The organism is Comamonas sp., from assembly GCF_036666375.1.
In the GTDB taxonomy this organism is placed as follows: Bacteria; Pseudomonadota; Gammaproteobacteria; order Burkholderiales; family Burkholderiaceae_C; genus Comamonas.
This window is the reverse complement of the sequence record NZ_JAVWWA010000028.1, coordinates 24,201-48,736: the sequence shown is the minus strand read 5'-3', so window position 1 is coordinate 48,736 and position 24,536 is coordinate 24,201. Positions and strand designations below refer to the sequence as shown.

24 protein-coding genes are annotated in these 24,536 nt (G+C 65.8%); 11 read left to right on the top strand and 13 right to left on the bottom strand.

The window, feature by feature from the left end; all coding sequences use genetic code 11:
* The 3 genes from mutS to RR928_RS09425 form a co-directional block, all read left to right on the top strand.
* Positions 1 to 2,601: DNA mismatch repair protein MutS (mutS, locus tag RR928_RS09435; RefSeq protein WP_332682296.1), on the top strand; the 2,601-nt coding region annotated here is incomplete at its 5' end.
* A complete protein-coding gene (locus tag RR928_RS09430; RefSeq protein ID WP_332537950.1) occupies positions 2,598 to 3,614 on the top strand; it encodes a proteasome-type protease in 1,017 nt (338 codons plus the stop codon). The genes mutS and RR928_RS09430, both read left to right, overlap by 4 nt.
* Positions 3,615 to 3,627: 13 nt before the next feature.
* Positions 3,628 to 4,443 (top strand): alpha/beta hydrolase, encoded by an 816-nt coding sequence (locus RR928_RS09425; RefSeq protein ID WP_332537949.1) that lies wholly within the window; start codon positions 3,628 to 3,630, stop codon positions 4,441 to 4,443.
* Here RR928_RS09425 and RR928_RS09420 read toward each other — a convergent pair.
* Complete coding sequence (locus tag RR928_RS09420) at positions 4,440 to 5,144, bottom strand: SDR family oxidoreductase (protein WP_332549762.1); 705 nt, start codon at positions 5,142 to 5,144, stop codon at positions 4,440 to 4,442. The genes RR928_RS09425 and RR928_RS09420 overlap by 4 nt on opposite strands.
* A gap of 70 nt (positions 5,145 to 5,214) precedes the next feature.
* Positions 5,215 to 6,396, bottom strand: coding sequence for an MFS transporter (locus RR928_RS09415; protein WP_332537947.1), 1,182 nt, complete (start codon positions 6,394 to 6,396; stop codon positions 5,215 to 5,217).
* Positions 6,397 to 6,480: 84 nt separating this feature from the next.
* On the opposite strand from RR928_RS09415, the gene RR928_RS09410 reads away from it, so the two are divergent.
* Entirely contained in the window at positions 6,481 to 7,260 is a 780-nt protein-coding gene (locus RR928_RS09410) for an AraC family transcriptional regulator (protein WP_332682293.1), read from the top strand.
* Here the strand turns inward: RR928_RS09410 and RR928_RS09405 are convergent.
* Both RR928_RS09405 and RR928_RS09400 read right to left on the bottom strand, forming a co-directional pair.
* Positions 7,239 to 7,544, bottom strand: coding sequence for a hypothetical protein (locus RR928_RS09405; protein WP_332682291.1), 306 nt, complete (start codon positions 7,542 to 7,544; stop codon positions 7,239 to 7,241). The genes RR928_RS09410 and RR928_RS09405 overlap by 22 nt on opposite strands.
* Entirely contained in the window at positions 7,541 to 8,368 is an 828-nt protein-coding gene (locus tag RR928_RS09400; RefSeq protein WP_332537944.1) for an undecaprenyl-diphosphate phosphatase, read from the bottom strand. Before RR928_RS09400 ends, RR928_RS09405 begins: the two co-directional genes overlap by 4 nt.
* 228 nt (positions 8,369 to 8,596) lie before the next feature.
* On the opposite strand from RR928_RS09400, the gene RR928_RS09395 reads away from it, so the two are divergent.
* From RR928_RS09395 to RR928_RS09370, 6 genes are all read left to right on the top strand, one after another.
* Entirely contained in the window at positions 8,597 to 8,896 is a 300-nt protein-coding gene (locus RR928_RS09395; protein WP_332537943.1) for a 2TM domain-containing protein, read from the top strand.
* Between the two features lie 35 nt (positions 8,897 to 8,931).
* On the top strand, positions 8,932 to 10,017 hold the full coding sequence (locus tag RR928_RS09390) for a sensor histidine kinase (RefSeq protein ID WP_332682289.1): 1,086 nt from the start codon (positions 8,932 to 8,934) through the stop codon (positions 10,015 to 10,017).
* On the top strand, positions 10,014 to 10,841 hold the full coding sequence (locus RR928_RS09385) for a LytR/AlgR family response regulator transcription factor (RefSeq protein ID WP_332537941.1): 828 nt from the start codon (positions 10,014 to 10,016) through the stop codon (positions 10,839 to 10,841). Before RR928_RS09390 ends, RR928_RS09385 begins: the two co-directional genes overlap by 4 nt.
* A gap of 36 nt (positions 10,842 to 10,877) precedes the next feature.
* A complete protein-coding gene (locus RR928_RS09380; RefSeq protein ID WP_332537940.1) occupies positions 10,878 to 11,246 on the top strand; it encodes a hypothetical protein in 369 nt (122 codons plus the stop codon).
* Positions 11,247 to 11,474: 228 nt separating this feature from the next.
* Positions 11,475 to 12,089, top strand: a complete 615-nt coding sequence (locus tag RR928_RS09375) for a TRAP transporter small permease subunit (protein WP_332682286.1) — start codon at positions 11,475 to 11,477, stop codon at positions 12,087 to 12,089.
* An 18-nt stretch (positions 12,090 to 12,107) separates the two neighbouring features.
* Positions 12,108 to 13,931, top strand: coding sequence for a TRAP transporter large permease (locus RR928_RS09370; RefSeq protein WP_332537938.1), 1,824 nt, complete (start codon positions 12,108 to 12,110; stop codon positions 13,929 to 13,931).
* 69 nt (positions 13,932 to 14,000) lie between these two features.
* Here the strand turns inward: RR928_RS09370 and RR928_RS09365 are convergent, their stop codons facing one another.
* From RR928_RS09365 to xseB, 9 genes are all read right to left on the bottom strand, one after another.
* A complete protein-coding gene (locus RR928_RS09365; RefSeq protein ID WP_442881642.1) occupies positions 14,001 to 14,606 on the bottom strand; it encodes a GntR family transcriptional regulator in 606 nt (201 codons plus the stop codon).
* A 171-nt stretch (positions 14,607 to 14,777) separates the two neighbouring features.
* Entirely contained in the window at positions 14,778 to 15,578 is an 801-nt protein-coding gene (locus RR928_RS09360; RefSeq protein WP_332549493.1) for an alpha/beta fold hydrolase, read from the bottom strand.
* Positions 15,565 to 16,167 (bottom strand): amino acid synthesis family protein, encoded by a 603-nt coding sequence (locus tag RR928_RS09355; protein WP_332549494.1) that lies wholly within the window; start codon positions 16,165 to 16,167, stop codon positions 15,565 to 15,567. Before RR928_RS09355 ends, RR928_RS09360 begins: the two co-directional genes overlap by 14 nt.
* A 26-nt stretch (positions 16,168 to 16,193) precedes the next feature.
* Positions 16,194 to 17,198, bottom strand: coding sequence for a Bug family tripartite tricarboxylate transporter substrate binding protein (locus RR928_RS09350; RefSeq protein ID WP_332537934.1), 1,005 nt, complete (start codon positions 17,196 to 17,198; stop codon positions 16,194 to 16,196).
* Positions 17,199 to 17,342: 144 nt separating this feature from the next.
* On the bottom strand, positions 17,343 to 18,422 hold the full coding sequence (locus RR928_RS09345; RefSeq protein WP_332537933.1) for a TRAP transporter substrate-binding protein: 1,080 nt from the start codon (positions 18,420 to 18,422) through the stop codon (positions 17,343 to 17,345).
* A gap of 140 nt (positions 18,423 to 18,562) precedes the next feature.
* The gene (locus RR928_RS09340; protein WP_332537932.1) at positions 18,563 to 19,645 is read right to left on the bottom strand and encodes a TRAP transporter substrate-binding protein; all 1,083 of its coding nucleotides are present in this window, start codon (positions 19,643 to 19,645) and stop codon (positions 18,563 to 18,565) included.
* Positions 19,646 to 19,889: 244 nt separating this feature from the next.
* A complete protein-coding gene (gene dxs, locus RR928_RS09335) occupies positions 19,890 to 21,773 on the bottom strand; it encodes a 1-deoxy-D-xylulose-5-phosphate synthase (RefSeq protein WP_332549495.1) in 1,884 nt (627 codons plus the stop codon).
* A gap of 127 nt (positions 21,774 to 21,900) precedes the next feature.
* The gene (locus RR928_RS09330) at positions 21,901 to 22,773 is read right to left on the bottom strand and encodes a polyprenyl synthetase family protein (protein ID WP_332540113.1); all 873 of its coding nucleotides are present in this window, start codon (positions 22,771 to 22,773) and stop codon (positions 21,901 to 21,903) included.
* Between the two features lie 53 nt (positions 22,774 to 22,826).
* A complete protein-coding gene (gene xseB, locus RR928_RS09325; protein WP_332540107.1) occupies positions 22,827 to 23,069 on the bottom strand; it encodes an exodeoxyribonuclease VII small subunit in 243 nt (80 codons plus the stop codon).
* 327 nt (positions 23,070 to 23,396) lie between these two features.
* On the opposite strand from xseB, the gene RR928_RS09320 reads away from it, so the two are divergent.
* Positions 23,397 to 24,536 (top strand): aromatic ring-hydroxylating oxygenase subunit alpha, encoded by a 1,140-nt coding sequence (locus tag RR928_RS09320; RefSeq protein WP_332540108.1) that lies wholly within the window; start codon positions 23,397 to 23,399, stop codon positions 24,534 to 24,536.

Here is a 24,536-nt window from a genome sequence, read left to right as displayed (position 1 = left end):
CACACGCCCATGATGCAGCAATACCTGGGTCTCAAGGCCGGGTACCCCGACACGCTGGTGTTCTACCGCATGGGCGACTTCTACGAGTTGTTCTACGCCGATGCCGAAAAGGCCACGCGGCTGCTCGACATCACGCTGACGCAGCGCGGCCAGTCGGGCGGCCAGCCGATTCCCATGTGCGGCGTGCCTTTCCACGCGCTGGAGAACTACCTGGCGCGGCTGATCAAGATGGGCGAGTCGGTGGCGATCTGCGAGCAGGTCGGCGAAGTCGGTGCGAACAAGGGTCCTGTCGAGCGCAAGGTGGTGCGCGTCGTCACGCCGGGCACGCTGACCGATGCGGCGCTGCTGTCCGACAAGAGCGAAGCCATGCTGCTGGCCGTGCATGCGGGCGCGCGCAACCGCTGCGGCCTGGCCTGGCTCAGCGTGACCCAGGGCCGGGTGCACCTGGCCGAATGCACGCCCGAGGAGCTCGGCGACTGGCTGGTGCGCATCGCGCCCAGCGAAGTGATCTACAGCGCGGGCGTGACCGAGCGTTTCGAGAAACAGCTGCACGGCCTGCGCCAGAGCGGCAGCCTCGCCTGCCCGCTGAGCCCGCGGCCCGACTGGCAGTTCGACCAGGCGCTGGGCGAGCGCAAGCTGCTCGAGCAGCTGGGCGCGGCCAGCCTGCTGGCCTGGAACGCCGAAGGCCTGGGCCTGGCGCATGCGGCCTCGGCCGCGCTGCTGTCCTATGCCGAGCACACCCAGGGGCGCACGCTGACCCACCTGCACAGCGTGCAGGTGCAGCGCGACGACGAGCTGATCGACCTGCCGCCGGCCACGCGCCGCAACCTCGAGCTGCTCAAGACGCTGCGCGGCGAAGACAGCCCCACGCTGTTCTCGCTGCTGGACACCTGCCAGACCGGAATGGGCAGCCGCCTGCTCAAGAACTGGATGCTGGAGCCCAGGCGCGACCGCAGCGCCGCGCGCGAGCGCCTCCAGGCCACCGAAGTGCTGCGCGGCAGCCAGGGCTCGGGCACCGCGCCCTGGCAGATGCTGCGCGCCGAACTCAAGGGCGTGAGCGATGTCGAGCGCATCACGGCCCGCATCGCGCTGCGCCAGGTGCGCCCGCGCGAACTGGTGGCGCTGGCCAGGACGCTGGCCAAGGCCCAGCTGCTGTCCGCGACCGGCGCCTCGCCGTCCGCCTATCTGAACCAGGTCTTTGCCGACACCCTGCCGCCCGCGGGCTGCGAAGCGCTGCTGCTGGCCGCGCTGCTGGAAGAGCCCGCGGCGCTGGTGCGCGACGGCGGCGTGATAGCGGGCGGCTTCGACGCCGAGCTTGATGAGCTGCGCGCCATCCAGACGAATTGCGACAGCTTTCTGCTCGACCTCGAGACGCGCGAGAAGGCGCGCAGCGGCATTCCCAATCTGCGCGTGCAGTTCAACAAGGTGCATGGCTTCTACATCGAAGTCACGACCAGCTATCTGGACCGCGTGCCCGACGACTACCGCCGCCGCCAGACGCTCAAGAACGCCGAGCGCTTCATCACGCCCGAACTCAAGAACTTCGAGGACAAGGCGCTGTCGGCCAACGAGCGCGCGCTGGCGCGCGAGAAGTGGCTCTACGAGCAGATTCTCGACCAGCTCCAGCCCCATGTGCCGGGCCTGACTCGGGTCGCCGGCGCGCTGGCCACGCTCGATCTGCTGTGCACGCTGGCCGAACGCTCGCTCACGCTGCAGTGGTGCGCGCCCGAGTTCGTCAGCCAGCCCTGCATCGAGATCGAAGGCGGCCGCCACCCCGTGGTCGAAGCACGTCTGGCCGAAACCTCCAGCGGTGCCTTCATTGCCAACCACACGCGCATGAACGCCAATGCGCGCATGCAGATCATCACCGGCCCCAACATGGGCGGCAAGTCGACCTATATGCGCCAGGTGGCGCTGATCGTGCTGCTGGCCAGCATGGGCAGCCATGTGCCGGCCACGGCCTGCCGTCTGGGGCCCATAGACGCCATCCACACGCGCATTGGCGCGGCCGACGACCTGGCCAACGCCCAGTCGACCTTCATGCTCGAGATGACCGAGGCCGCGCAGATCCTGCATGCGGCGACGCCGCACAGCCTGGTGCTGATGGACGAGATCGGCCGCGGCACCAGCACCTTCGACGGCCTGGCGCTGGCCAGCGGCATCGCCAGCCATCTGCACGACAAGACGCGCGCGTTCACGCTGTTCGCCACCCACTACTTCGAGCTCACCGACCTGCCGGCGAAAGCGCGCCAGGCAGTGAATGTGCACGTGGGCGCAACTGAATCAGGAAGTGACATTGTGTTTCTACATGAAATACAGCCAGGGCCTGCCAGTAGAAGCTACGGTATCCAGGTGGCTAAACTTGCGGGAATGCCCACCGCAGTGCTCTACCATGCGAGACATACGCTGGCAGCGCTGGAAGAGCGCGCCGGCGAAGACCGGCGTCAGGTGGATCTGTTCGCCGCGCCGCAAGCGCCCGAACCCCACGCCGAAGTCAGTCTGCTGCAGCAACGCCTGCTGGGCCTGGAACTCGATACGCTGAGCCCGCGTGAGGCCCTCGATATTTTGTACGCTCTTCAAGGACTCGCTCAAAAGCCATGACCTACTGTGTAGCCATCAAACTAGACGCGGGGTTGGTGTTTCTGGCCGACTCGCGTACCAATGCCGGACTCGACCACATCAGCTCCTTTCGCAAGATGATGGTCTACGAGTCGCCGGGCGACCGCTTCATGGTCTTGCTGTCGGCCGGGAATCTGTCGATTTCCCAGTCGGTGCGCGAAATCCTGCAGCTGCAGCAGCTGCGCGACGAACACACCGGCGAAATGCTGACCATCTGGAACGCGCGCAGCATGTTCGATGCCGCGCGCATCCTGGGCGCGGCCGTGCGCCATGTCTATGACCGCGACGGCGTGGCGCTCAAGCGCGCGGGCCTGGACTTCAATGTCTCGCTGGTGCTGGGCGGCCAGATCCGCGGCGAAGGCATGCGGCTGTTCCAGGTGTACTCGGCAGGCAACTTCATCGAGGCCACGCACGAGACGCCCTACTTCCAGGTCGGCGAATCGAAGTACGGCAAGCCCGTGCTCGACCGCGTGATCACGCCGCAGACGCCGCTGGACGAAGCCGCCAAGTGCGCGCTGGTCTCGATGGACAGCACCATCAAGTCCAATCTGTCGGTGGGCCTGCCGCTGGACCTGATCGTCTACGAGGCCGACCAGTTCTCCAGCGACAAGATCGTCTGCATCGACGAGACCAATCCCTACTACCGGCTGCTGCACGACAACTGGGGCGAACGCCTGCGCCATGTGTTCGACAGCATAGAGGACCCGGCCTGGGACGGCGGCGCGACCAATGCGCCTATCCGTGTCGCGAGCCGGCGCTGCCACCCGCTGCACAAGATCACGCCGGCCATCGTCGCGGCCCAGCCCGCACCGGCTGCGCCCGCGGGCCTGCGCCAGGCAGGCGCCTACTCCGCGGCTTCGTCGCTGCGCGCGCCCGCGCACCTGCCCATCGCTCCCGTGCACCCCGACCATCTGATGGCCGGCGAAGCCGATCCCGCGAATCCGCCGGCCAAGGCGCCCGACGCCCAGGACGACGAAGACACTTCCACGCCCTGAGCGCAGCCGTCCCATGCTGCCCATCGTCTTTTCCCACGCCAACAGCTTTCCAGCCGCCACCTACCGCCTGCTGTTCTCGCTGCTGCGCAAGCGCGGCTGCGAGACGCGGGCCGTCGACAGCTTCGGCCATGACCCGCGCTACCCCGTCAGCAACAACTGGCCGCATCTGGTGCAGCAGCTGGCCGACTTCGCGCGCGCCGAAGTCGAGCGGCGCGGCGAGCCGGTGTTCTTCGTCGGGCATTCGCTGGGCGGTTTCCTCAGCGTGATGGCCGCGGCGCTGCACCCCGAACTCGCGCGCGGCGTGCTGCTGATCGACTCGCCGCTGATCAGCGGCTGGCGCGCCAATGCCCTGGGCATGGCCAAGCGCACCCAGCTCGTGGGCTCGGTCTCGCCGGGAAAGATCAGCCAGCGCCGGCGCAACCATTGGGCCAGCGACGACGAGGCGCTGGAATATTTCCGCACCAAGAAGGCCTTTGCGCATTGGCACCCCGACGTGCTGCACGACTACGTGACGCGCTGCCTCAAGGACCACGACGGCAAGCGCATGCTGGCCTTCGAGCGCGAAGTCGAGACCGCAATCTACAACACCTTGCCGCACAACCTCGACGCGCTGCTGCGCCGCCATCCGCTGCGCTGCCCCGCGGCTTTCATCGGCGGGCGCAGCTCGCAGGAAATGAAGCAGGTGGGCATGGACATGACGCTGCGCATCACGCAGGGCCGCAGCATGATTCTCGACGGCAGCCATCTGTTCCCGATGGAACGCCCCGAAGCCACGGCCGCGGCGATCGAGGCGTCACTGCTCAATCTGGCGTCGCTGGGCAGCGCTTAAACGGAACGCGACAGCCCGCCGTCGACGCGGATGTTCTGTCCCGTGATGTAGCCCGCACCGTCCGACAGCAGAAACGCCACGGTCGCGGCGATTTCCTCGGCCTTGCCGTAGCGCGCCATGGGCACGGTCTCGCGCCGCGCATCCGTCTGCGGCAGGCTGTCTATCCAGCCCGGCAGCACATTGTTCATGCGGATGTTCTTGGCGCCGTAGCGGTCGGTGAAGATCTTGGTGAAGCTCGCCAGGCCCGCGCGGAACACCGCCGATGTGGGGAAGGTGTCGACAGGCTCGAACGCCCAGGCCGTGGAGATGTTGACGATGGCGCCGCCGCCCTGCTTCTCCATGATGGGCACGACCAGGCGCGCGGGCCGCACGGCGTTGAGAAAATAGACTTCCATGCCCTTGTGCCAGTCTTCATCGGTGATGTCGAGAATCGGTGCGCGCGGGCCGTGGCCGGCGGAATTCACCAGCGCATCGATGCGGCCCCAGCGCTGCATCGCCAGATCGACCAGGCGCTGCAGGTCTTCGGTGGACTGGTTGGAACCCGTGACGCCCACGCCGCCGAGCTCATTGGCAAGGGCTTCGCCCTTGCCCGAAGACGACAGGATGGCGACGCGGTAGCCGTCCTGCGCCAGCTTCTTCGCCGCGGCCGCGCCCATGCCGGAACCGCCGGCGGTGATCAGTGCCACTTTTTCTGCTGCCATGAATTCTCCTTGATTGAATTGCCAGCCCGCTGCGGGCATGGACCGTCATCATAGGGACGCTGCCCTGCCTTCAGGCACCGATGCGCAGATTGCGTCCGGCAAGCACGCCCATGGCCACGGCCGCCGCCGCGAGGGCCGCGCAGACCAGCAGCGGAACCTGCCAGCCCCCGAGCCTGTCATGCAGCGCGCCCATGGCCATGGGTGCCACCGCCGCCAGCAGATAGCCCACGCTTTGCGACATTCCCGACAGCGCGGTCGACTGCGCCACATCCCGGGTGCGCAGCGCAACGAAGGTCAGGCCCAGAATGAACGTCGCGCCCGTGCCCATGCCGAACAGCACGGACCACAGCCAGGAAAGCGAAGGCAGCAGCCAGAAGCCCAGCAGCGCAAGGGTCGACATTGCCGCGGCCAGCGCCGCGGCCAGGCGCTGATCGGTCATGCGCCGCACGATGGGCCCGAGCACCAGGCCGGGAATCGCCGAAGCCAGCTGCAGCACGCCGTGCAGCGTTCCGGCCTGCTGGGCCGAGATGCCCGACTCTGCCAGGATGGACGGCAGCCAGCCTATCGCCACGTAGTAAATGGTCGAGTTCAGGCCCAGATAGAACGTGATCTGCCAGGCCAGCGCGGAGCGCCAGATGGGCACCGGCGGCTGCGCGCGCGCGTCTGCAGGTGCCGGCACGCCGGCGCTGCGCCACTGCGTTGCCCAGACCGCCATCGCCGCCAGCGGCACGAGCACGAAGCCCGCGAGCGCGGCCTGCCAGCCGTAGGCATCTGCCAGCGGCACGGCCACGGCCGAGCCCAGGGCGGCTACCACTCCCATGGAGAGCACATAGGCGCCGGTGATCGCCGCCACGTTGTCGGGAAAGTCGCGCTTGACGAGACCGGGCAGCAGCACATTGCCCACCGCTATGCCCATGCCGAGAATCCAGGTTCCCAGATACAAAGCCCATTCCCAGCCGCTGGAGCGCAGGCCTATGCCCAGCGCTATCGTCGCCATGGCGCACAGCAGCGTGCGCTCCAGCCCCAGGCGGCGCGCAATTGCCGCGGCGAACGGCGACAGCAGCGCAAAGGCCAGCAGCGGCAGCGTCGTCAGCGCTCCCGCGGCCGCGGTGCTCAGGCCGAAGTGCTCGGTGATGGGCCCGAGCAGCGGCGGCAGGCCGGTCGCGGGAACGCGCAGGTTGGCGGCGACCAGCAGGGTGCCGGCAAGAAGCACCGCGTGGCGCGCGGATCGCTGTTTCGTCAGAGTGGTCATCGCTAAGGCTCGAAGTACTAAGCCTTACTGTACGAAGCCCGGTCGTGCTTGAATATAGAAGAAAAGACAGATGATCGCTAAATCATGACAAATCACGCCTCCCTTTCGCGCCTGCTGTGCAGCTATGACGCCGACCTCGACACCCGGCCGGCCGTGGGCCTGCATGTGGAAATCTCGCAGAACGACGCCGAGCAGCCGATTCACCGCCATCGCAAGGGCCAGCTGGTGCTGGCCTTGCACGGCAGCGTGACCTGCGAAGTGCCCCAGGGCATGTGGATGGTGCCGCCCCAGCACGGCGTCTGGATTCCCGGCGGCATGCCGCACAGCAACCGCGCGACCGAAAATGCACGCATCTGCTTTCTGTTCATAGAGCCGGCCGCAGCGCGCATGCCCGAACAATGCTGCACGCTGGCCATCAGCGCGCTGCTGCGCGAGCTGATCCTGCATCTTGCGGCCGCAGGGGAAGCCGGCAGCGCGCGCGTCGAAGCCTTGCTGCTGGAACTGCTGGTGACTGCGCCCGTGGAGCAGCTTTACCTGCCGGTCTCGGACCATGCAAAGATACGCCGCATGGCCCGCTGCCTGACCAAGGATCCATCGGACCGCACTTCCCTTGCACAGTGGGCCCAGCGCCTAGCGATGAGCGAGCGCTCGCTTGCGCGGCTGGTGACGCAGGAAACCGGGCTCACCTTCGGCCGCTGGCGCCAGCAGTTGCACATCCTCGTTGCGCTGCGCCAGCTGTCCGAGGGCGCGACCGTGCAGCAGGTCGCGGGCAATCTGGGCTACGACTCCGTGACCGCGTTCATCACCATGTTCAAGAAAGCATTGGGGCAGCCGCCCGGGCGCTACTTCGCGGGCTTGAAATGAAGTGCGACCACCGCCTGCAGCGCCGCGACAGTGTGGGCCGCATCGCGCGCGAATTCGGCGCGCCACACAGCGCTCCAGTCCGCGGGTCGGCCATCGCTGTCCCAGCGCTCGAGCGCCAGCGCATTGAGGATTTCGGCGTCAAGCCAGGCCGCCCGATATTGCGCCAGCGCATCCGCATCGCTGGCGTGGTCGAACAGAAACTCCGTTTGCGCGACGCAGCGCGCGAACGCCACGACATCGGCAGTGGCGTTGTGCGTCAGGCGATGGAACTCGCCAGCGCTCATTCGCCGTGCCAGGCGATCACTCCGGTCCAGGCCGTGACCAGCACGATGATGCCGAACACGATGCGGTACCAGGCAAACGGCACGAAGCTGTTGCTGGAGATGTAGCGCAGCAGCCAGCGCACGCAGAACCAGGCGCTGATGAACGAGAACAGCAGGCCCACGGCAAACATCGGAATGTCGGCCGCGGTCAGCAGCGCGCGCTGCTTGTAGAGGCTGTAGACGCCCGCGCCAATCAGCGTGGGCATGGCCAGGAAGAACGAGAAATCGGTCGCCGCCTTGCGCGACAGGCCCAGCAGCATGCCGCCGATGATGGTCGCGCCGCTGCGGCTGGTGCCCGGCACCATGGCCAGGCATTGCGCCAGGCCGACCTTGAGCGCGTCCATGGGCGTCATGTCATCCACCGAATGCACGCGCACCGAAGCGTTCGGGCGGCGCTCGGCCCAGAGGATCACGAAACCGCCCAGTATGAACGTGGTCGCGACCACCATGGGCGTGAACAGATGGGCCTGGATCAGCTTGCCGAAGGCCAGCGCCAGCACCACGGCAGGCAGGAAGCCGATGAACACATTGAGCGCGAAGCGCCGCGCATGGGCGCTGGTCGGCAGCTCGACCACGGTGCTGCGTATCTTCTGCCAATAGACCAGGATCACCGCGAAGATCGCGCCGGTCTGGATGGCGATGTCGAACACCTTGGCTTTCTCGCCTTCGAAGCCCAGCAGGGCGCCCGCCAGAATCAGGTGACCCGTCGATGAAATGGGCAAGAACTCGGTCAGGCCTTCGACCACGCCCATGATGGCGGCCTTGACCAGCAATACGATATCCACGGAAATGTCCTGTTTGGCGGTTGAAAGCCAGAGATTATGGACGCGCGCCGCAAAATGCCCGCGCTGCAGGCGCGTAACAAAAGATTTCCCCTATCGGATCCTGATTCCGATTGGCGCCTGTTTTTTGTCATTCCGCGCCATGCATCTGCATTCCGTCGCAGGGCGCTGGCGGCAGCGCCGGCCGGCGCGCACAGTCATGCCATCGCTTTCACCGAACGGAGCCCTGCCATGACCTTTTCCACCTCCCCTGCAATGAACGAAGACGCGCTCGAGCGCCTGGCGCGCCGGCGCGCGGGCATGAAGATGGGCTGGGCGATTCACGCCACGGTCTATGTGCTGGTCAACCTGCTGCTGGCCGCACTGTCGGCGCAGCAGGGTCGGCATTGGGCCGTCTACCCCGCGCTGGGCTGGGGCCTGGGTCTGCTGATCCATGGCGCTGTCGTCTGGCTCCACCTGCCCGGCGGCAGCCTGCATGACCGCCTGCTGGCACGCGAGCGCCGGCTGCTGCAGCGCCAGCGTCAGGGCTGAGCCGTGCACAGCGATGCGCGACAATGCCACCGACCATGTCCATCGCCCCATTGATGCCGCATTTCAATGCGCGGACCTTCGGCCTGCACGGCCTGTGCACGGCCGTGCTGTGCTGCCTGACCGCGCTCGCGCTGCAGGCCACGGGCCAGGGCGCGTGGGACGCGCAACTGGTCTACTCGCTGTGCGTGGGCCTGATCAGCTGGCTGGTGATCGACCTGGGCCGGCTGCTGCTCACGCGCCGCCAGGCCATCCCCTGGCCTGCGGGCTGGCGCGGCCCGGCGCTGGTGGTTGCGGGCATCGCCGCCGGCGCGCTGCTGGGCGGCACCATGGGCCGGCTCTACCGCGGCGATGAGCAGCCGTTCTCGCTAACCCAGGCGCTGACCAGCGCCGCGGGCCTGACCACGCTGGCGCTCACTGCGGCGATCAGCATCGCCATGTGCCTGGTGCTGTTTCACCGCGGCAAGGCGCAGGAACTGCAGCGCGCCATCGTCCAGAGCCAGCGCGACACCGCCGAAGCGCGGCTCAAGCTGCTCGAAGCCCAGCTCGAGCCGCACATGGTGTTCAACACCCTGGCCAACCTGCGCGTGCTGATTGCCAGCGATGCGCCGCGCGCCGAGGCCATGTTCGACCACTTCATCGCCTATCTGCGCGCCACGCTGGATGGCGCGCGCGCGCCGCAGCATGCGCTGCGCGCCGAATTCGCGCGCCTGCACGACTACCTCGAACTGATGGCGGTGCGCATGGGCGCACGCCTGCGCTACCAGCTGGAGCTGCCCGTCGAACTCGCGCCCGCAGCCGTGCCGGCCCTGCTGCTGCAGCCCCTGGTCGAGAACGCGATACGCCACGGCCTGGAGCCGCAGATCGCGGGCGGCGAAATCGTGGTGCGCGCCTGCGCAACGCCGGATGGCAGGTTGCGGCTCGAGGTACTGGACAACGGCGCGGGCCTGGCGGCGCAGGATTTCGCCAACGGTCCGGCGCCACGGCATTTCGGCCTGGCGCAGGTGCGCGAGCGCCTGCTGACGCTCTACGGCGACCAGGCCGGGCTGCTGCTGCAAGCCCGCGCCGAAGGCGGCACGCGCTGCAGCGTGGTGCTGCCGCTGCATCTGGAGAACCCGCAATGACATCCCCGGCGCGCGCGCTGATCGCCGAAGACGAACCCCTGCTGCGCCAGGCGCTGGAGCAGGCGCTGGCGCGCGCCTGGCCCGGACTCGAGATCGTTGCCAGCGTGGGCGACGGCCTGAGTGCCGTGCGCCAGGCACTGGAGCTGCAGCCCGACGTGCTGTTCTTCGATATCCGCATGCCCGGCCTGAGCGGGCTCGAAGCCGCAGCCGAACTGGCAGATGCCTGGCCCCATGCCCAAGAAGGCGGCCCGCCCTTTCCCGCGCTGGTGCTGGTCACGGCCTACGATCAGTACGCGGTCCAGGCATTCGAAGCCCAGGCGGTCGACTATCTGCTCAAGCCCGTGCAGGCGCAGCGTCTGCAGACCACGGTAGCCCGGCTGCAGCGCCTGCTTGCGCAGCGCGCGTCCAGCCGCAACGCGGCCGCGCCGCAGGACCTGGAGCGCACCCTGGCCCAACTGCGCCAGCTGCTGCAGGCGCCGAGCACGCCAGCGGCGCTGCCGCGGCTCACGGTGATACAGGCCGGCGCGGGCGCGCATATAGATCTGGTGCCCGTGGACGAAGTGCTCTGCTTCGAAGCCGCCGACAAGTACGTGCGCGTTCTCACGGCCGAACGCGAGTACCTGATACGCACGCCGCTCAAGGAACTTTGCGACCAGCTCGACCCCGAAGTGTTCTGGCAGATACACCGCAGCACGCTGGTGCGCGCCAGCGCGATTCGCGCGGCGCTGCGCGACGAATCCGGGCGCCTGCAGCTGCAGTTGCGCGGCCGCACGGAGCGCCTGCCCGTGAGCCGGCTCTATGCCCACCGCTTCAAGGCCATGTAGCCGGCGCCACAATGGCGGCTTTTTCGGGGAACGCACATGGCACTGGACTATCTGGATTTTGACTACAGCGAAGACGACGAAGGCACGGCCACCTGGGACGCGCTGGCCAGCGTCACGACCGAGCGCCTGCCCGCGTTGACCACCGAAGTCGAGCAGCTGCTGCGCTGGGCCAGCCGCGCGTTCGCCGGCCGGCGCGGACCGATAGAAGAAGGCGGCGACTGGGATTTCGACCTGCATGCGCAGCAAGAGGACGGCGCGCCCCTGAACGTGCGCTATGACGAATCCACGGGCCGGCTGCAGCTTGCCGCGGCACAGGCAACGGGACAGCGCACCACGCTGGGGCTCACGCTCAGCGCCAGCGCGGCCTTCAGCGACGCCTTGCGCAGCCGTTTTGGCATCGACTGAAAATGGCGTAAAAACGTCAAAAAAACGACAATTTACCCGACCAAGGTAAACCCCTATTGCTACCAAATCAATAGCAATATATGCACTAAAAATATAGTAAAAGTCCTATATTGAACGTAGTAATTTTCCTGCATCTGCTCTTTAAAATCGGTGCTTGCAAAAAATCACCGGAAGCCTCCTACCCGTGGCCGGCCCGGCAAGACAAACGGCCTTTTGATTGGAGACACCATGCAGGCTTTACTCAAATTTTCGAGAGGGGTCGACTGGCTTAACACCCAGGTCGGCAAATACATCATCTGGCTCATTCTTGCCTCCACCGTCATCAGCGGCGTGAACGCGGTGGTGCGCAAGGTGTTCAACACCAGTTCCAACGCCTTTCTCGAAGTGCAGTGGTATCTGTTCGCTGCTTCCTTTCTGCTTGCCGCCGGCTATACCCTGCTGCAGGGCGAGCATGTCAAGGTCGACGTGATCGCCAGCCGCCTGTCCAAGCGCAAGCAGATCTGGATCGATATCTTCGGCTTCGCCTTGTTTCTCACGCCCATGAGCCTGGCCGTTCTGTGGCTGGGCATTCCGTTCTTCTGGCAAGCGTTCCAGACCGGCGAAATGTCGAGCAACGCCGGTGGACTGATCCGCTGGCCCGTCTATCTGATGATGCCGCTGGGCTTTGGCCTGCTGCTGCTGCAGGGCTGGTCCGAGCTCATCAAGCGCATTGCGTTTCTGCAAGGCCTGATCGACGACCCGACCGCCAAGAAAGTCGAGAAGACGGCCGAAGAAGACCTGGCGGAAGCCATCCGCAACCTGGCCGAAGCCTCCAAGGGCCCAAGCAAGAAGCCCAACGCTTGAGCGCAGGAGACACTTTTCATGGAATTCCTGACCCACAACCTGGCCCCGATCATGTTCGCGGGCCTGATCTGTTTTCTTCTCCTGGGCTTTCCGGTCGCGTTCAGCCTGGGCGCCTGCGGAATGTTCTTTGCCTTCATCGGCGTCGAGCTGGGCGTGCTGCCCGAAGCGCTGCTGCAGGCCCTGCCGCTGCGCATCTACGGCATCATGCAGAACGACACGCTGCTGGCGATCCCGTTCTTCACCCTCATGGGGCTGATACTTGAACGCAGCGGCATGGCCGAAGATCTGCTCGACACCGTAGGCCAGCTGTTCGGCCCGGTGCGCGGCGGCGTGGCGCTGGCGGTGATCTTCGTCGGCGCGCTGCTGGCCGCAACCACGGGTGTGGTCGCGGCCTCGGTGATCTCCATGGGCCTGATCTCGCTGCCCATCATGATGCGCTACGGCTACGACCGACGCATTGCCTCGGGCGTGATCGCGGCCTCGGGAACGCTGGCCCAGATCATTCCGCCATCGCTGGTGCTGATCATCCTGGCCGACCAGCTGGGCCGCAGCGTCGGCGACATGTACAAGGGCGCGTTCATTCCCGGCCTGATGCTGACCGGCTTCTACGCGCTGTTCATCATCGCCCTGGCGATCTTCAAGCCGCACATGGTGCCCGCACTGCCGCCCGAAGCGCGCACGCTGCGCGATGACAACGGCAAGTCGGGCATGCCTTCGCTGCTGGTGCTCACCGTGCTGTGCGTGGGCGCGTCGATCTATGTCGGCCAGCACATGGCAGACCTGCACACCTGGTGGACCGGCGAAGCGGTGGAAAAGGTCGCGCTCGACGAGACCATCGTCGTCTCGATGTGCTTTGGCGTGGCGCTGGCGTTCATCGCCGCCTCGTTCAATCGCATCACGCGCCTGGGCCTGCTGTCCAAGGTCGCCGAACGCGTGACCTTTGTGCTGATCCCGCCGCTGCTGCTGATCTTCCTGGTGCTGGGCACCATCTTCCTGGGCGTGGCAACGCCCACCGAAGGCGGCGCCATGGGCGCGCTGGGCGCAGGCATCATGGCGCTGCTGCGCGGCCGCCTCAACATGGCGCTGCTGCGCCAGGCGCTGATGTCGACCACCAAGCTGTCGTGCTTCGTGCTGTTCATCCTGATCGGCGCGACCATGTTCGGCCTGACCTTCCAGGGCGTGGACGGACCGCTGTGGGTCGAGCATCTGCTGGCCGGTCTGCCGGGCGGCCAGTTGGGCTTCCTGATCGTCGTCAACGTGATGGTCTTCTTCCTGGCCTTCTTCCTCGACTTCTTCGAGCTGTCGTTCATCATCGTGCCGCTGCTCGCGCCCGTCGCTGACAAGCTGGGCATCGACCTGGTCTGGTTCGGCGTGCTGCTCGCGGTCAACATGCAGACTTCGTTCATGCACCCGCCGTTCGGCTTTGCGCTGTTCTTCCTGCGCAGCGTCGCGCCCACCAAGGCCTATGTCGACAAGGTCACCAAGAAGATGGTCGAGCCCGTGACCACCATGCAGATCTACGCGGGCGCGATTCCGTTCCTGGTGATCCAGCTGGTGATGGTCGCGCTGATCATCATCTTCCCGGGCATTGTCTCCAGCGGCCTCGATGAAAAGGTCGAATACGACCTCGACAAGGTGCGCCTGGAAATGGAAGCCAGCATGCCGCCCGCAATGGACTTCGAGGACCCGAGCCTGAACATGCCCGGAGGCGCCGCCCCTGCCGACGCCGCGGCGCCCGACGCGCCTGCGGCAGATGCACCCGCTGCCGACGCTGCGGGCAGCGACAACGACGCCCTCAAGGCCATGCAGGAAGCGCTGGAGCGCGAAGGCAAGAAGGAATAAGCCAGGCCTGCACCCTGCCCCCAAGCCCCTGCCGGTTCGCCCGCAGGGGCTTTTTACATGGGCTGCGTATCAGCTGCGCGAAAGCTTGCTGATCGCGATTTCGGCGGCCTTCTGGATATGGCTGCGCGAAGCTTTCTCGGCAGCGTCGGCGTCGCGGCGCAGCAGCGCGTCGACCAGCGCCGCCATTTCCTGCCCCGTCGCGGACTTGCGCTCGGCCGAGCTGATGGTCATGGCGCGCAGGCGGTTGATGCGCGCGTTCAGCGACTGCACCATCTCCCAGGCGACGTCCAGGCCGCTGCCCAGGAACATGCGCTGGTAGAACGCCGTGGTGCGCTCCATCACCAGCGCGAATTCGTCGCGCGCAAACGCCTGCTGGATATGCTCGTTCAGCTGAGCGAGTTCGCGCAGCGTCTCGTCCGAGGCTTTCTCGGCGCACACCCGCGCGGCCTGGCCTTCGAGCAGCGCGCGCAGATCATAGATCTGGCGCGCGCGGTCGACATCCACCGTGGCAACCACCGGCCCCTGATGGGCTATGGTCTCGACCAGGCCTTCGGACTCGAGCTGGCGCAGCACTTCGCGGATCACGGAACGGCTCACACCCAGCAACTCGCAGAGCTTGCGCTCCACCAGCCTGTCGCCCGGCGGAAAATAGCCGCCGAAGATGGCCTCGTGCATTTTCTCCAGCGTCAGCTCGCGCAAGGTCTTGGCCGACCGGTCTACTTTGAGCGAGGGAGAAAGTGATTCAAGCACAGAGGGGGTTCCTGGTTCAGAGCGCCGTGGCAAAGGGCTTGAATGTGCGGCCAGCCAAGCGGCATTCTAGTACCTGTAACAGACACCAACAACGCCTCACGCAGCGGCGCTGATGAACCGCAGAAGCCGTGCATTGACCGCATCGGCATCGGTCAGATTCATCATGTGGCGCGCGCCCGGAACGATCTCGGCCCGGCCCTGGGGCGCAAGCGCGGCCATGGCCTGCGACATCGCCGGGCTGGAGTTCGGGTCGCCTTCGCCGGTCATGAACAGCGCGGGCATGGCCAGCTGCGGCAGCTGCTGCGCATGGACTTCGTCCGAGGCCGCAAACAGTCCGTAGGCGCGTGCATAGCCCAGCGCATTCACGTCGGCCAGGATGTCGGTCGTCAAGGCCGCGATCGCATGCAGGTGCGCGGGCACGGGCGTGCCGAACCAGCGTGCAATGGTCGAGTCGACCGTGGCCGCGACGCCTTCGCTTTGCAAGGTGCGCGCGCGCTCCAGGACCGCTGCGCGCTGCGCGGGCGAGCGCTGGAACACCGCGTTCAAGGCCATCAGGCGCTGGCAGCGCCCGGGGTGGCGCAGCGCGAACTCGATGGCCACCAGCGCCCCCATGGAATGGCCCACGACATGGGCCCGGGCAATCTGCAGATGGTCGAGCAGGCGCAGCAGCTGATCGGCGAAATCCGCGAGCTGCACGCCCTCGGCCGGCAGCCGGCTTTCGCCATGGCCCAGCATGTCGTAGGTCAGCACGCGGTGGGCTTGCGACAGCGTTTCGATCTGCGGCTGCCAGCTGCGCTGGTCCATGCCCACGCCATGGATCAGAACAATGGTTTCACCCGCGCCCCGGCTCCGATAGGCCGTGCCGTCGAAAGCGCAGCTTGGCTCAGACAGTTTCATTGGAGCCCAGCGCCGCGAGATCCTGGTAACGGTCGCCAATGCGGTGGTGCGGACGGCCGCCGACCGATGCGCCCAGCGCCACCACGATCTCGTTCGGGCCCGGCGCATCGTTGATCGCGAACTGCAGCGTCAGATAGTGCGAGCGCTTGCCTTCATCGTCCTTGTGCATCATGGGAATCGCCAGCGAGCAGTTCGGGCCGCCGCGCACATTGGTGAAGCTCAGATAGCTCTTGGCGCCCACGGCCTTGCGGTAGAAGTTGCCGAAATGCAGCGTGTGGATCAGCGCCGAAGCGTGTTCGACTTCGCCGTCTATGCCGACCACGGCGGCCTTGCCATAGGCCTCGATGGCCGCGGCCGAGCCCGCGAGCGCAACGATGCGGTCGGTCAGCGCCTTGCCCAGCACGGGTGCGATGCGCATGATTTCGGGCGTCAGGTTTTCCTCGAACGCGCGGCCGGCCCAGGGGTTGCGCAGCACGGCGGCAACGCCGAACAGTTGCAGCGGCGTGGCGCAGGCCTTGCCGCCTTCGATCAGGCTTTCCTCGGTATAGGCGACGATTTTGCGTACGCCAATGTTCTGCAGATCGGTCATGGTCTTCTCTCTGATGGAATGCACGGTTACTGGGGCTTGATGTCCGCGGCCTTGATGACCGCGCGGTACTTTTCGACTTCCTGCGCCATGAAGCTGTTGAGCTTGCCGGCCGACTCGCCCGAGGCGATCACGCCCTGCTCGGCGAGCTTCTTGACGATCTCGGGATTGGCCATCACCGCGCGCGCCGCGGTTTCCAGCTTGCTGGTCACATCGGCCGGCGTCCTGGTCGGCACGAACAGGCCGAACCACACGCCCAGATCCACGGCTTCGAGACCGGGTACCTGGCCTATGGCGGGAATGTCGGGCGCCAGCGGCGATTTCTCGCGGCCGAGCACGCCGTAGGCCTTGATCTTTCCGGCCTTGATGAACGATTGGGCCGCGGTCAGCGTGGAAATGCCCAGCTCGATCTGCCCGCCCATCACATCGACCAGCGCCGGCGAGGCGCCGCGGTACGGGATATGGGAGATCCTGGTGCCGGCCTTGAGATTGAACAGTTCGCCGGCCACATGCATGGGCGTGCCGTTGCCGGCCGATGCGAAGTTCAGCACGTTCTTTTCATCCTTGGCGTAGCTGATGAGTTCGGCCACCGTATTGGGCGGCAAGGCCTTCTTGCCGACCAGCACCATCGGACCCGTGCCGACGAACACCACGGGCTTCAAGTCTTTCAGACCGTCGAACTGCAGCGCCGGGTTGATCAGCTTGTTGATCAGCACTTCCGAGCCCGAACCCAGCAGCAGGCTGTAGCCGTCGGCCGGGGAGCGCACGGCGCGCGTCATGCCCAGCACGCCGCCCGCACCCGCGGTGTTTTCGACCACGATGGACTGGCCCAGCCTGGCTGACAGCTCGGGCGCAATGGTGCGCGCGATGATGTCCGAGCTGCCGCCGGGCGCAAACGGCACGATCAGGATGATGGGCTTGTCGGGATAGACCGCCCAGGCGCTGCCGGCAGCCGCCGCCACCGCGCCCACAAGGATTGCCCGGCGCGTGAAGCGCAGACAACGATTCTTCAAAGCACCATGCAATCCATTCACAGCTGTCTCCTTAGTATCTTTTGTCAGATGGTATACCAACAGACAAGTCAAAGAAAAGCAAAATGTCGTTGGTGTTTTCCCGGGCTCAAAAGATAAAAAAAGCCAGGCAGGGCCTGGCTTCGGGGTGAGAACGGAATGCTGCGGTCAGAGCTTCTGGGCCGCCATGTAGTTGTCGAAACGCGACTCGGCAAAGCGGAACCAGAGGATCTGGTCGCGCTGGAAGTTGCGGTAGTCGGCGTAGATCTTCTTCCACTCGGGATTGCTCTTGTCGAGCTCGGCGTAGAGTTCCATGGTTGCCTTGAACGATGCATCCATGACGCTTTGCGGGAACGGCAGCACCTTGGCCTTGGCGGCCACCAGTTGCTTGAGCGCACCGGGATTGCGCGCGTCATAGCGGCCCTGCGTGATCACATGGGCCTCGTGGGCAGCGGCCTGGACAATGCCACGGTACTCGGGCGTCAGCGCGGCCAGGGCCTTCTGGTTCACATAGAACTCGAGGTTCAGACTGCCTTCCCACCAGCCGGGGTAGTAGTAGTAGGGAGCGACCTTGTTGAAGCCCAGCTTCAGATCGTCATAGGGTCCTATCCACTCGGCCGCATCGATCGTGCCCTTTTCCAGCGATTGGTAGATCTCACCGCCGGGGATGTTCTGCGGCACGCCGCCCATGCGCTCGATCACCCGGCCCGCAAAGCCGCCCACGCGGAACTTCAGGCCCTTGATGTCGGCCGGCGACTTCACTTCCTTGCGGAACCAGCCACCCATCTGCGCGCCCGTATTGCCGCCCAGGAAATTGACGATGTTGAACTTGGCGTAGAACTCGCGCATCAGCTTCTGGCCGTTGCCGTCGACCATCCAGGCCGTGAGCTGGCGCGAATTCATGCCGAAGGGAATCGCTCCGCCAATGGCAAACGCTTCGTTCTTGCCGAAGAAATAGTAAGGCGCGGTGTGCGCGACTTCGACGGTGCCGTTTTGCACGCCGTCGACCACGCCGAAGGCCGGCATCAGCTCGCCGGCCGCATGCACGGTGACGTCAAACTTGCCGCCGGTCATTTCCTTGACCGCGCGGGCAAACACTTCGGCCGAGCCGTAGATGGTGTCCAGGGACTTGGGAAAGCTCGAGGCGATGCGCCAGCGCACCACGGGTTGTGCATGCACGGCGGGCGCGGCCCCGGCCGCCAGAACACCGGCAATGCCGGCATTTTTCAAGATGGAACGACGATCCAATTTGTGTCTCCTGTGTGATACCGAGCCTGCGCGCCCGCAGCGGCGGCAGGGCGAAAAAAAACCGGCCAGGGCTTGGACAGTCCTGATACCGGTTTCGTGCCATGGGCTGGATCGCGTAGGCGTTGCCAGCCATGTTCTTTTTACAGCTTGACCGAAGTCATGTAGCTGTTGTAACGGAACTCCGAGAAGCGCTCCCACAGCAGCTGGTCGCGCTGGAAGGCGCGCATGTCCTGGTGGATCTTCTTGAACTCGGGCGACTTGGCCTCGTGCTCGGCAAAGACTTCCATCGAGGCCTTGAAGCCGGCGTCCATGACGTCCTTGGGGAAAGGCTTGAGCTGGGTCTTGTCGGCCACGAGCTTCTTGAGCGCGATGGGGTTGAAGGCGTCGTACTTGGACGTCATGTCGCGCGCCGCGATCTTGGTCGCGGCATCGACGATGGCCTTGTTCTCGGTCGACAGCGCGGCGTAGGCCTTGGTGTTGACGAAGAACTCGAGCTCGGCGCCGCCTTCCCACCAGCCGGGATAGTAGTAGTAAGGCGCGACCTTGTTGAAGCCCAGCTTCTGGTCGTCGTAGGGGCCGACGAACTCGGTGGCGTCCAGCGTGCCTTTTTCCAGCGCCTGGTAGACATCGCCCGCGGGCATGTTCTGCGCGACCACGCCCAGCTTGTCCATGGCTTCGCCGAACAGACCGCCGCCCAGGCGCATCTTCAGGCCCTTGAGGTCGGCAACGGACTTGATTTCCTTGCGGTACCAGCCGCCCATCTGCGTGCCGGTGTTGCCCGCGCTGTAGCTCTTGAAGTTGTAGTTGGCGAAGAACGCATCCATCAGCTTGCGGCCGTTGCCATGGTCCATCCAGGCATCCATCTGGCGCGCGGTCAGGCCGAACGGCACGGCGCAGGCAAACGCGAAGATCGCATCCTTGCCGGTGAAGTAGTAAGGCGCGGTCTGCGCCATTTCGATCGTGCCGTTCTGCAGCGCATCGACCACGCCGAATGCCGGCATCAGCTCGCCTGCGGCATGCAGGGAAACTTCGAACTTGCCACCCGACAGGGCCTTGACGGTGCGGGCGAACATTTCGGCGCTGCCGAAAATGGTGTCAAGCGACTTGGGGAAACTCGATGCCAGGCGCCAGCGCACGGCGGCCTGCGCATGCACGGCAGGCGCGACACCCGCGGCCAGAACGCCAGCGATACCCGCCTGCTTGATCAATGAACGACGATCCATGTAAACACTCCGGTAATAGGCCTGGCTGAACGACGGTCAGCTCCCCCGTGGAGATGGGCTACCCATCCAGGCTGGTTGTCAGAGATTGTAAAAACGCCACGGTCGCAAACCGTCCTGGGTAAACCCGGCTTTACCCGCATTCGGAGCATATTTTTTGCATGCAAAGCGCGCGAACACGCGCATACCGTGGCCAGAAACGAAAAAAGCCGCCTGGCGGCGGCTTGGGGTCATGGCGCAGACGCGCTCAATCGCGCAGAAAACGCGCGCGCACCGATTGCGCAATGCCAGCGGCATCCAGCCCCTGCAGCGCCAGCAGCTTGGCCGGATCGCCATGTTCGATGAACTGGTCGGGCAGGCCCAACTGCAGCACCGGGCGCTGCACGCCCGCGGCCTGCAGCGCTTCGAGCACGGCGCTGCCCGCGCCGCCCATGATCGCGCCCTCTTCGAGCGTCACCAACGCGTCGTGGCGCGCCGCGACTTCGAGCAGCAGTTCGACGTCCAGCGGCTTGGCCCAGCGCATGTTGACCACGGTCGCGTCCAGCGCTTCGGCCGCCTCGAGCGCGGGATACAGCAGGCTGCCGAACGCGAGGATGGCGATGCGCGGACCGGCTTCGGCCTGGACCGTCGATTCGCGGCGGATCTCGCCCTTGCCGAAAGGCAGGCCTTCGAGGCTTGCCAGCGGCTGCACGCCCGCACCGCTGCCGCGCGGATAGCGCACCGCGACCGGGCCGTTCTGCGCGAACGCCGTGCTCAGCAGCTGGCGGCATTCGCGTTCATCGGCGGGACAGGCCATGGCCATGTTGGGAATGCAGCGCACGAACGGGATGTCGTAGTTGCCCGCATGCGTCGCGCCATCGGCACCGACCAGGCCTGCGCGGTCGAGCGCGAACACCACGGGCAGGTTCTGCAGCGCCACGTCGTGGATCAGCTGGTCATAGCCGCGCTGCAGGAAGGTCGAGTAGATGGCCACGACGGGCTTGACGCCCTCGCAGGCCATGCCCGCGGCAAACGTCACCGCATGCTGCTCGGCAATGCCCACGTCGTAGTAGCGCAGCGGAAAGCGCTGCTCGAACTCGACCATGCCCGAGCCTTCGCGCATGGCGGGCGTGATGCCGACCAGGCGCTCGTCCTGGGCCGCCATGTCGCACAGCCAGCGGCCGAAGACCTGGGTGAACGTGGTCTTGGGCGGGGTCGACGGCTTGACGATGCCGACTTCGGGATCGAACTTGCCCGGGCCGTGATAGGTGACGGGGTCGGCCTCGGCGAGCTTGTAGCCCTGGCCTTTCTTGGTCACCACATGCAGGAACTGCGGACCTTCGAGGCCCTTGATGTTTTCCAGCGTGGGAATCAGCGAGTCGAGGTCATGGCCGTCGATGGGTCCGATGTAGTTGAAGCCGAAGTTCTCGAACAGCGTGGCCGGCACGACCATGCCCTTGGCCGACTGCTCCAGGCGCTTGGCGAGCTCGAGCAGCGGCGGCACCTGCTTGAGCACGCTCTTGCCCATGTCGCGCGCCTTGGCGTAGAACTGCCCGCTCATCAGCTGGGCCAGGTAGCGGTTGAGCGCGCCCACGGGCGGGCTGATGCTCATGTCGTTGTCGTTGAGGATCACCAGCAGATTGGCGTCCGACACGCCCGCGTTGTTGAGCGCCTCGAACGCCATGCCTGCAGTCATCGCGCCGTCGCCGATGATGGCCACGGCGCGGCGCTTCTCGCCCTTGCGCTTGGCGGCCAGGGCCATGCCCAGCGCGGCCGAGATGCTGGTCGACGAATGCGCGGTGCCGAAGGTGTCGTACTCGCTTTCGCTGCGCAGCGGAAAGCCCGACAGTCCGCCGAGCTGGCGCAGGCTGGGCATGCGGTCGCGCCGGCCCGTGAGTATCTTGTGCGGGTAGGTCTGGTGGCCCACGTCCCAGACCAGGCGGTCATAGGGCGTGTTGAACACCGCATGCAGCGCCACGGTGAGTTCCACCGTGCCCAGGTTGGAACTCAGGTGGCCGCCCGTGCGCGACACGCTGTCGAGCACATAGCTGCGCAGCTCCGCGGCCAGCGTCTTGAGCTGGGCACGCGAGAAGCGGCGCATGTCGGCGGGGCTTTCGACCGTCTGCAGCAGGGGATAGGAATTCGTGGACATTTGCTATTTTTCTAGTAGCAGCCAATGCTCATCGAGCATATGCAATAGGCCAATTTACTGTAGTTCTCACATTCGGCGCACCGGGCGGGCGACAAGACCCGCGCGCGCGCAGGTCGGCCGCGCTGCCTCAGTGCGAGCGGCGAATCACCTGGTCGGCCAGCGCCGACAGCGCGCGCGTATCGGCCAGGCCGGTTTGCGCCAGCGCTGCATGGGCCTGGGCTGCGAGCAGGTCGGCATAGGCGCGTGCGCCTTCGAGCCCCATCAGCGAGACATAGGTCGGCTTGTCGTTGGCGGCATCCTTGCCTGCCGTCTTGCCCAGCGTGGCCGAATCCGCGACCACGTCGAGGATGTCGTCCACCACCTGGAACGCCAGGCCCAGCGCCGCGCCGTACTCGGCCAGCGCGGCGCGCGTGCCCGGGCTGACATCCGCACAGGCCGCACCCATGAGCACGCTGCCCTGGAGCAGCGCGCCGGTCTTGAGGCGGTGCATCTGGCGCAGCTGGTCTTCGGACAGCTGCAGGCCCACGCTGGCCAGGTCTATGGCCTGGCCGCCGGCCATGCCGCGCGCGCCGGCGGCGCGCGCCAGCAGACTGCACAGCCGCGCCTGCATGGCGGCCGGCAGTTCGGCATGCTCGTCACCCGCGGGCGCGATCAATTCAAAAGCCAGCGCCTGCAGCGCATCGCCGGCCAGCAGCGCCCGGGCTTCGCCGAACTGCACATGCACCGTGGGCTTGCCGCGGCGCAGCACGTCGTTGTCCATGCAGGGCATGTCGTCATGGACCAGCGAATACGCATGGATCAGCTCGACCGCGCAGGCCGCGCGCAGCGCCGCAGTCTGCAGGCCGCCCACGGCCTCGCAGGCCGCGAGCACCAGCAGCGGGCGCAGGCGCTTGCCGCCATCGAGCACGGCATAGCGCATGGCTTCGCCCAACTGCGCGGGCGCGTCCACACCGACCCAGCGCGACAGCGCCTGCTCGACATCGGTCAGATGGCGCTGCATCCAGGCAGACAGATCGAAGTCCGCATGGACCGGAGTGGGAAGCGTCACGGCGTTCATTCCTGGCTCCAGACCTGGAGCGCGCCATCGTCGAGCAGCTGGATCTGGTTCTGCACGGCATCGAGCTGCTGGCGGCAATAGGCCAGCAGGGTTGCGGCGCGCTGGTAGCCGCTGAGCATCTGGTCCAGCGGCAGCTGGCCCGACTCGATGCGGGCGATCAGCTGCTCCAGCTCCTCCAGCGCAGCTTCATAACTGGATGGCTCGGACGGGGGGGTTGGGGCAGCGGAAGCCTTGGGCATGGGTGCGAGCAGAATGAGATAAAGCGATTGATTTTAGGCGCTGTGTCTGAACCCCTGCACAAAGCCGGACGCACAGCACAATTCACAAGGTCTGCGCCTATGCCATCAATACACGTACCTGCAAGGCGGAAATAACCCTGCCGGCTATAATCCCATTCCCGTCGAACCGGCCTGGCGCATGGCCATCTGTCCGGGTTCTGCAGCATTTGCGGCTTGGTTGCCGAGGTTGCAATTCCCGTGAAGTGACCGCGTCCGTGGCCGGTTTTGTTTTTTCTTCGTGTGCGCACGCGCACCCTCCCTGTGGGGAGTCTTTAGGTCAGGTCACCCATGTCTGATTTAAGTCTTCAACTGCAGCAGGCCGCAAGCCAACTACCAGTTTCAAGCTATTTCGACGAAGCGCTTTTCAAGCGCGAGTTGGATACTATCTTTGCGTCCGGCCCACGTTATGTCGGGCACCAGTTGAGCGTTCCCAATCCCGGCGACTACTACGCCCTGCCCCAGGAGGGCGAGGGCCGCGCACTGGTGCGCAATGCCCAGGGCGGCATCGAGCTGATCTCGAACGTCTGCCGCCACCGCCAGGCCGTCATGCTCAAGGGCCGCGGCTCGCTGCAAGGCCATGGCAAGGGCCATGCGGGCGGCAACATCGTCTGCCCGCTGCACCGCTGGACCTACAGCGCCAGCGGCGAGCTGCTGGGCGCGCCGCATTTCAGCCAGGACCCCTGCCTGAACCTCAACAACTACGGACTGCGCGAGTGGAACGGTCTGCTGTTCGAGGACAACGGCCGCGACATCGCGCGCGACCTGGCCGACATGGGCCCGCGCTCGCAGCTGAACTTCGACGGCTACGTGCTCGACCATGTCGAGATGCACGAGTGCAACTACAACTGGAAGACCTTCATCGAGGTCTACCTCGAGGACTACCACGTAGGCCCGTTCCACCCGGGACTGGGCAACTTCGTGACCTGCGACGACCTCGAGTGGGAGTTCCGCAAGGAGTACTCGGTGCAGACCGTGGGCGTGGCGCCCTCGTTCGGCAAGCCGGGCTCCGAGGTCTACAAGATCTGGCACGAGGTGCTGCTCAACTACCGCAACGGCGAACTGCCCGAGCGCGGCGCGATCTGGCTGACCTACTACCCGCACATCATGGTCGAGTGGTATCCGCATGTGCTGACGGTCTCGACCCTGCACCCGGTGAGCCCGACCAAGACCATGAACATGGTGGAGTTCTACTACCCCGAGGAAATCGCCGCCTTCGAGCGCGAATTCGTCGACGCGCAGAAAGCCGCCTATATGGAAACCTGCATTGAGGACGACGAGATCGGCGAGCGCATGGATGCGGGCCGGCGCGCGCTGCTGGCGCGCGGCGACAACGAAGTCGGTCCTTATCAGAGCCCCATGGAAGACGGCATGCAGCACTTTCACGAGTGGTACCGCAATGCCCTAGGCGCCGACCAGCCCAAACCCTGA

What these genes read in the sequence shown, in the direction of transcription:
- RR928_RS09430 (WP_332537950.1), top strand. Translation starts at nt 2,598, where the DNA reads ATGACCTACTGTGTAGCCATCAAACTAGACGCGGGGTTGGTGTTTCTG.
- RR928_RS09425 (WP_332537949.1), top strand. Translation starts at nt 3,628, where the DNA reads ATGCTGCCCATCGTCTTTTCCCACGCCAACAGCTTTCCAGCCGCCACC.
- RR928_RS09420 (WP_332549762.1), bottom strand. Translation starts at nt 5,144, where the DNA reads ATGGCAGCAGAAAAAGTGGCACTGATCACCGCCGGCGGTTCCGGCATG.
- RR928_RS09415 (WP_332537947.1), bottom strand. Translation starts at nt 6,396, where the DNA reads ATGACCACTCTGACGAAACAGCGATCCGCGCGCCACGCGGTGCTTCTT.
- RR928_RS09410 (WP_332682293.1), top strand. Translation starts at nt 6,481, where the DNA reads ATGACAAATCACGCCTCCCTTTCGCGCCTGCTGTGCAGCTATGACGCC.
- RR928_RS09405 (WP_332682291.1), bottom strand. Translation starts at nt 7,544, where the DNA reads ATGAGCGCTGGCGAGTTCCATCGCCTGACGCACAACGCCACTGCCGAT.
- RR928_RS09395 (WP_332537943.1), top strand. Translation starts at nt 8,597, where the DNA reads ATGACCTTTTCCACCTCCCCTGCAATGAACGAAGACGCGCTCGAGCGC.
- RR928_RS09390 (WP_332682289.1), top strand. Translation starts at nt 8,932, where the DNA reads ATGTCCATCGCCCCATTGATGCCGCATTTCAATGCGCGGACCTTCGGC.
- RR928_RS09385 (WP_332537941.1), top strand. Translation starts at nt 10,014, where the DNA reads ATGACATCCCCGGCGCGCGCGCTGATCGCCGAAGACGAACCCCTGCTG.
- RR928_RS09380 (WP_332537940.1), top strand. Translation starts at nt 10,878, where the DNA reads ATGGCACTGGACTATCTGGATTTTGACTACAGCGAAGACGACGAAGGC.
- RR928_RS09375 (WP_332682286.1), top strand. Translation starts at nt 11,475, where the DNA reads ATGCAGGCTTTACTCAAATTTTCGAGAGGGGTCGACTGGCTTAACACC.
- RR928_RS09370 (WP_332537938.1), top strand. Translation starts at nt 12,108, where the DNA reads ATGGAATTCCTGACCCACAACCTGGCCCCGATCATGTTCGCGGGCCTG.
- RR928_RS09365 (WP_442881642.1), bottom strand. Translation starts at nt 14,606, where the DNA reads ATGCACGAGGCCATCTTCGGCGGCTATTTTCCGCCGGGCGACAGGCTG.
- RR928_RS09360 (WP_332549493.1), bottom strand. Translation starts at nt 15,578, where the DNA reads ATGAAACTGTCTGAGCCAAGCTGCGCTTTCGACGGCACGGCCTATCGG.
- RR928_RS09355 (WP_332549494.1), bottom strand. Translation starts at nt 16,167, where the DNA reads ATGACCGATCTGCAGAACATTGGCGTACGCAAAATCGTCGCCTATACC.
- RR928_RS09340 (WP_332537932.1), bottom strand. Translation starts at nt 19,645, where the DNA reads ATGGATCGTCGTTCATTGATCAAGCAGGCGGGTATCGCTGGCGTTCTG.
- dxs (WP_332549495.1), bottom strand. Translation starts at nt 21,773, where the DNA reads ATGTCCACGAATTCCTATCCCCTGCTGCAGACGGTCGAAAGCCCCGCC.
- RR928_RS09330 (WP_332540113.1), bottom strand. Translation starts at nt 22,773, where the DNA reads ATGCAGCGCCATCTGACCGATGTCGAGCAGGCGCTGTCGCGCTGGGTC.
- xseB (WP_332540107.1), bottom strand. Translation starts at nt 23,069, where the DNA reads ATGCCCAAGGCTTCCGCTGCCCCAACCCCCCCGTCCGAGCCATCCAGT.
- RR928_RS09320 (WP_332540108.1), top strand. Translation starts at nt 23,397, where the DNA reads ATGTCTGATTTAAGTCTTCAACTGCAGCAGGCCGCAAGCCAACTACCA.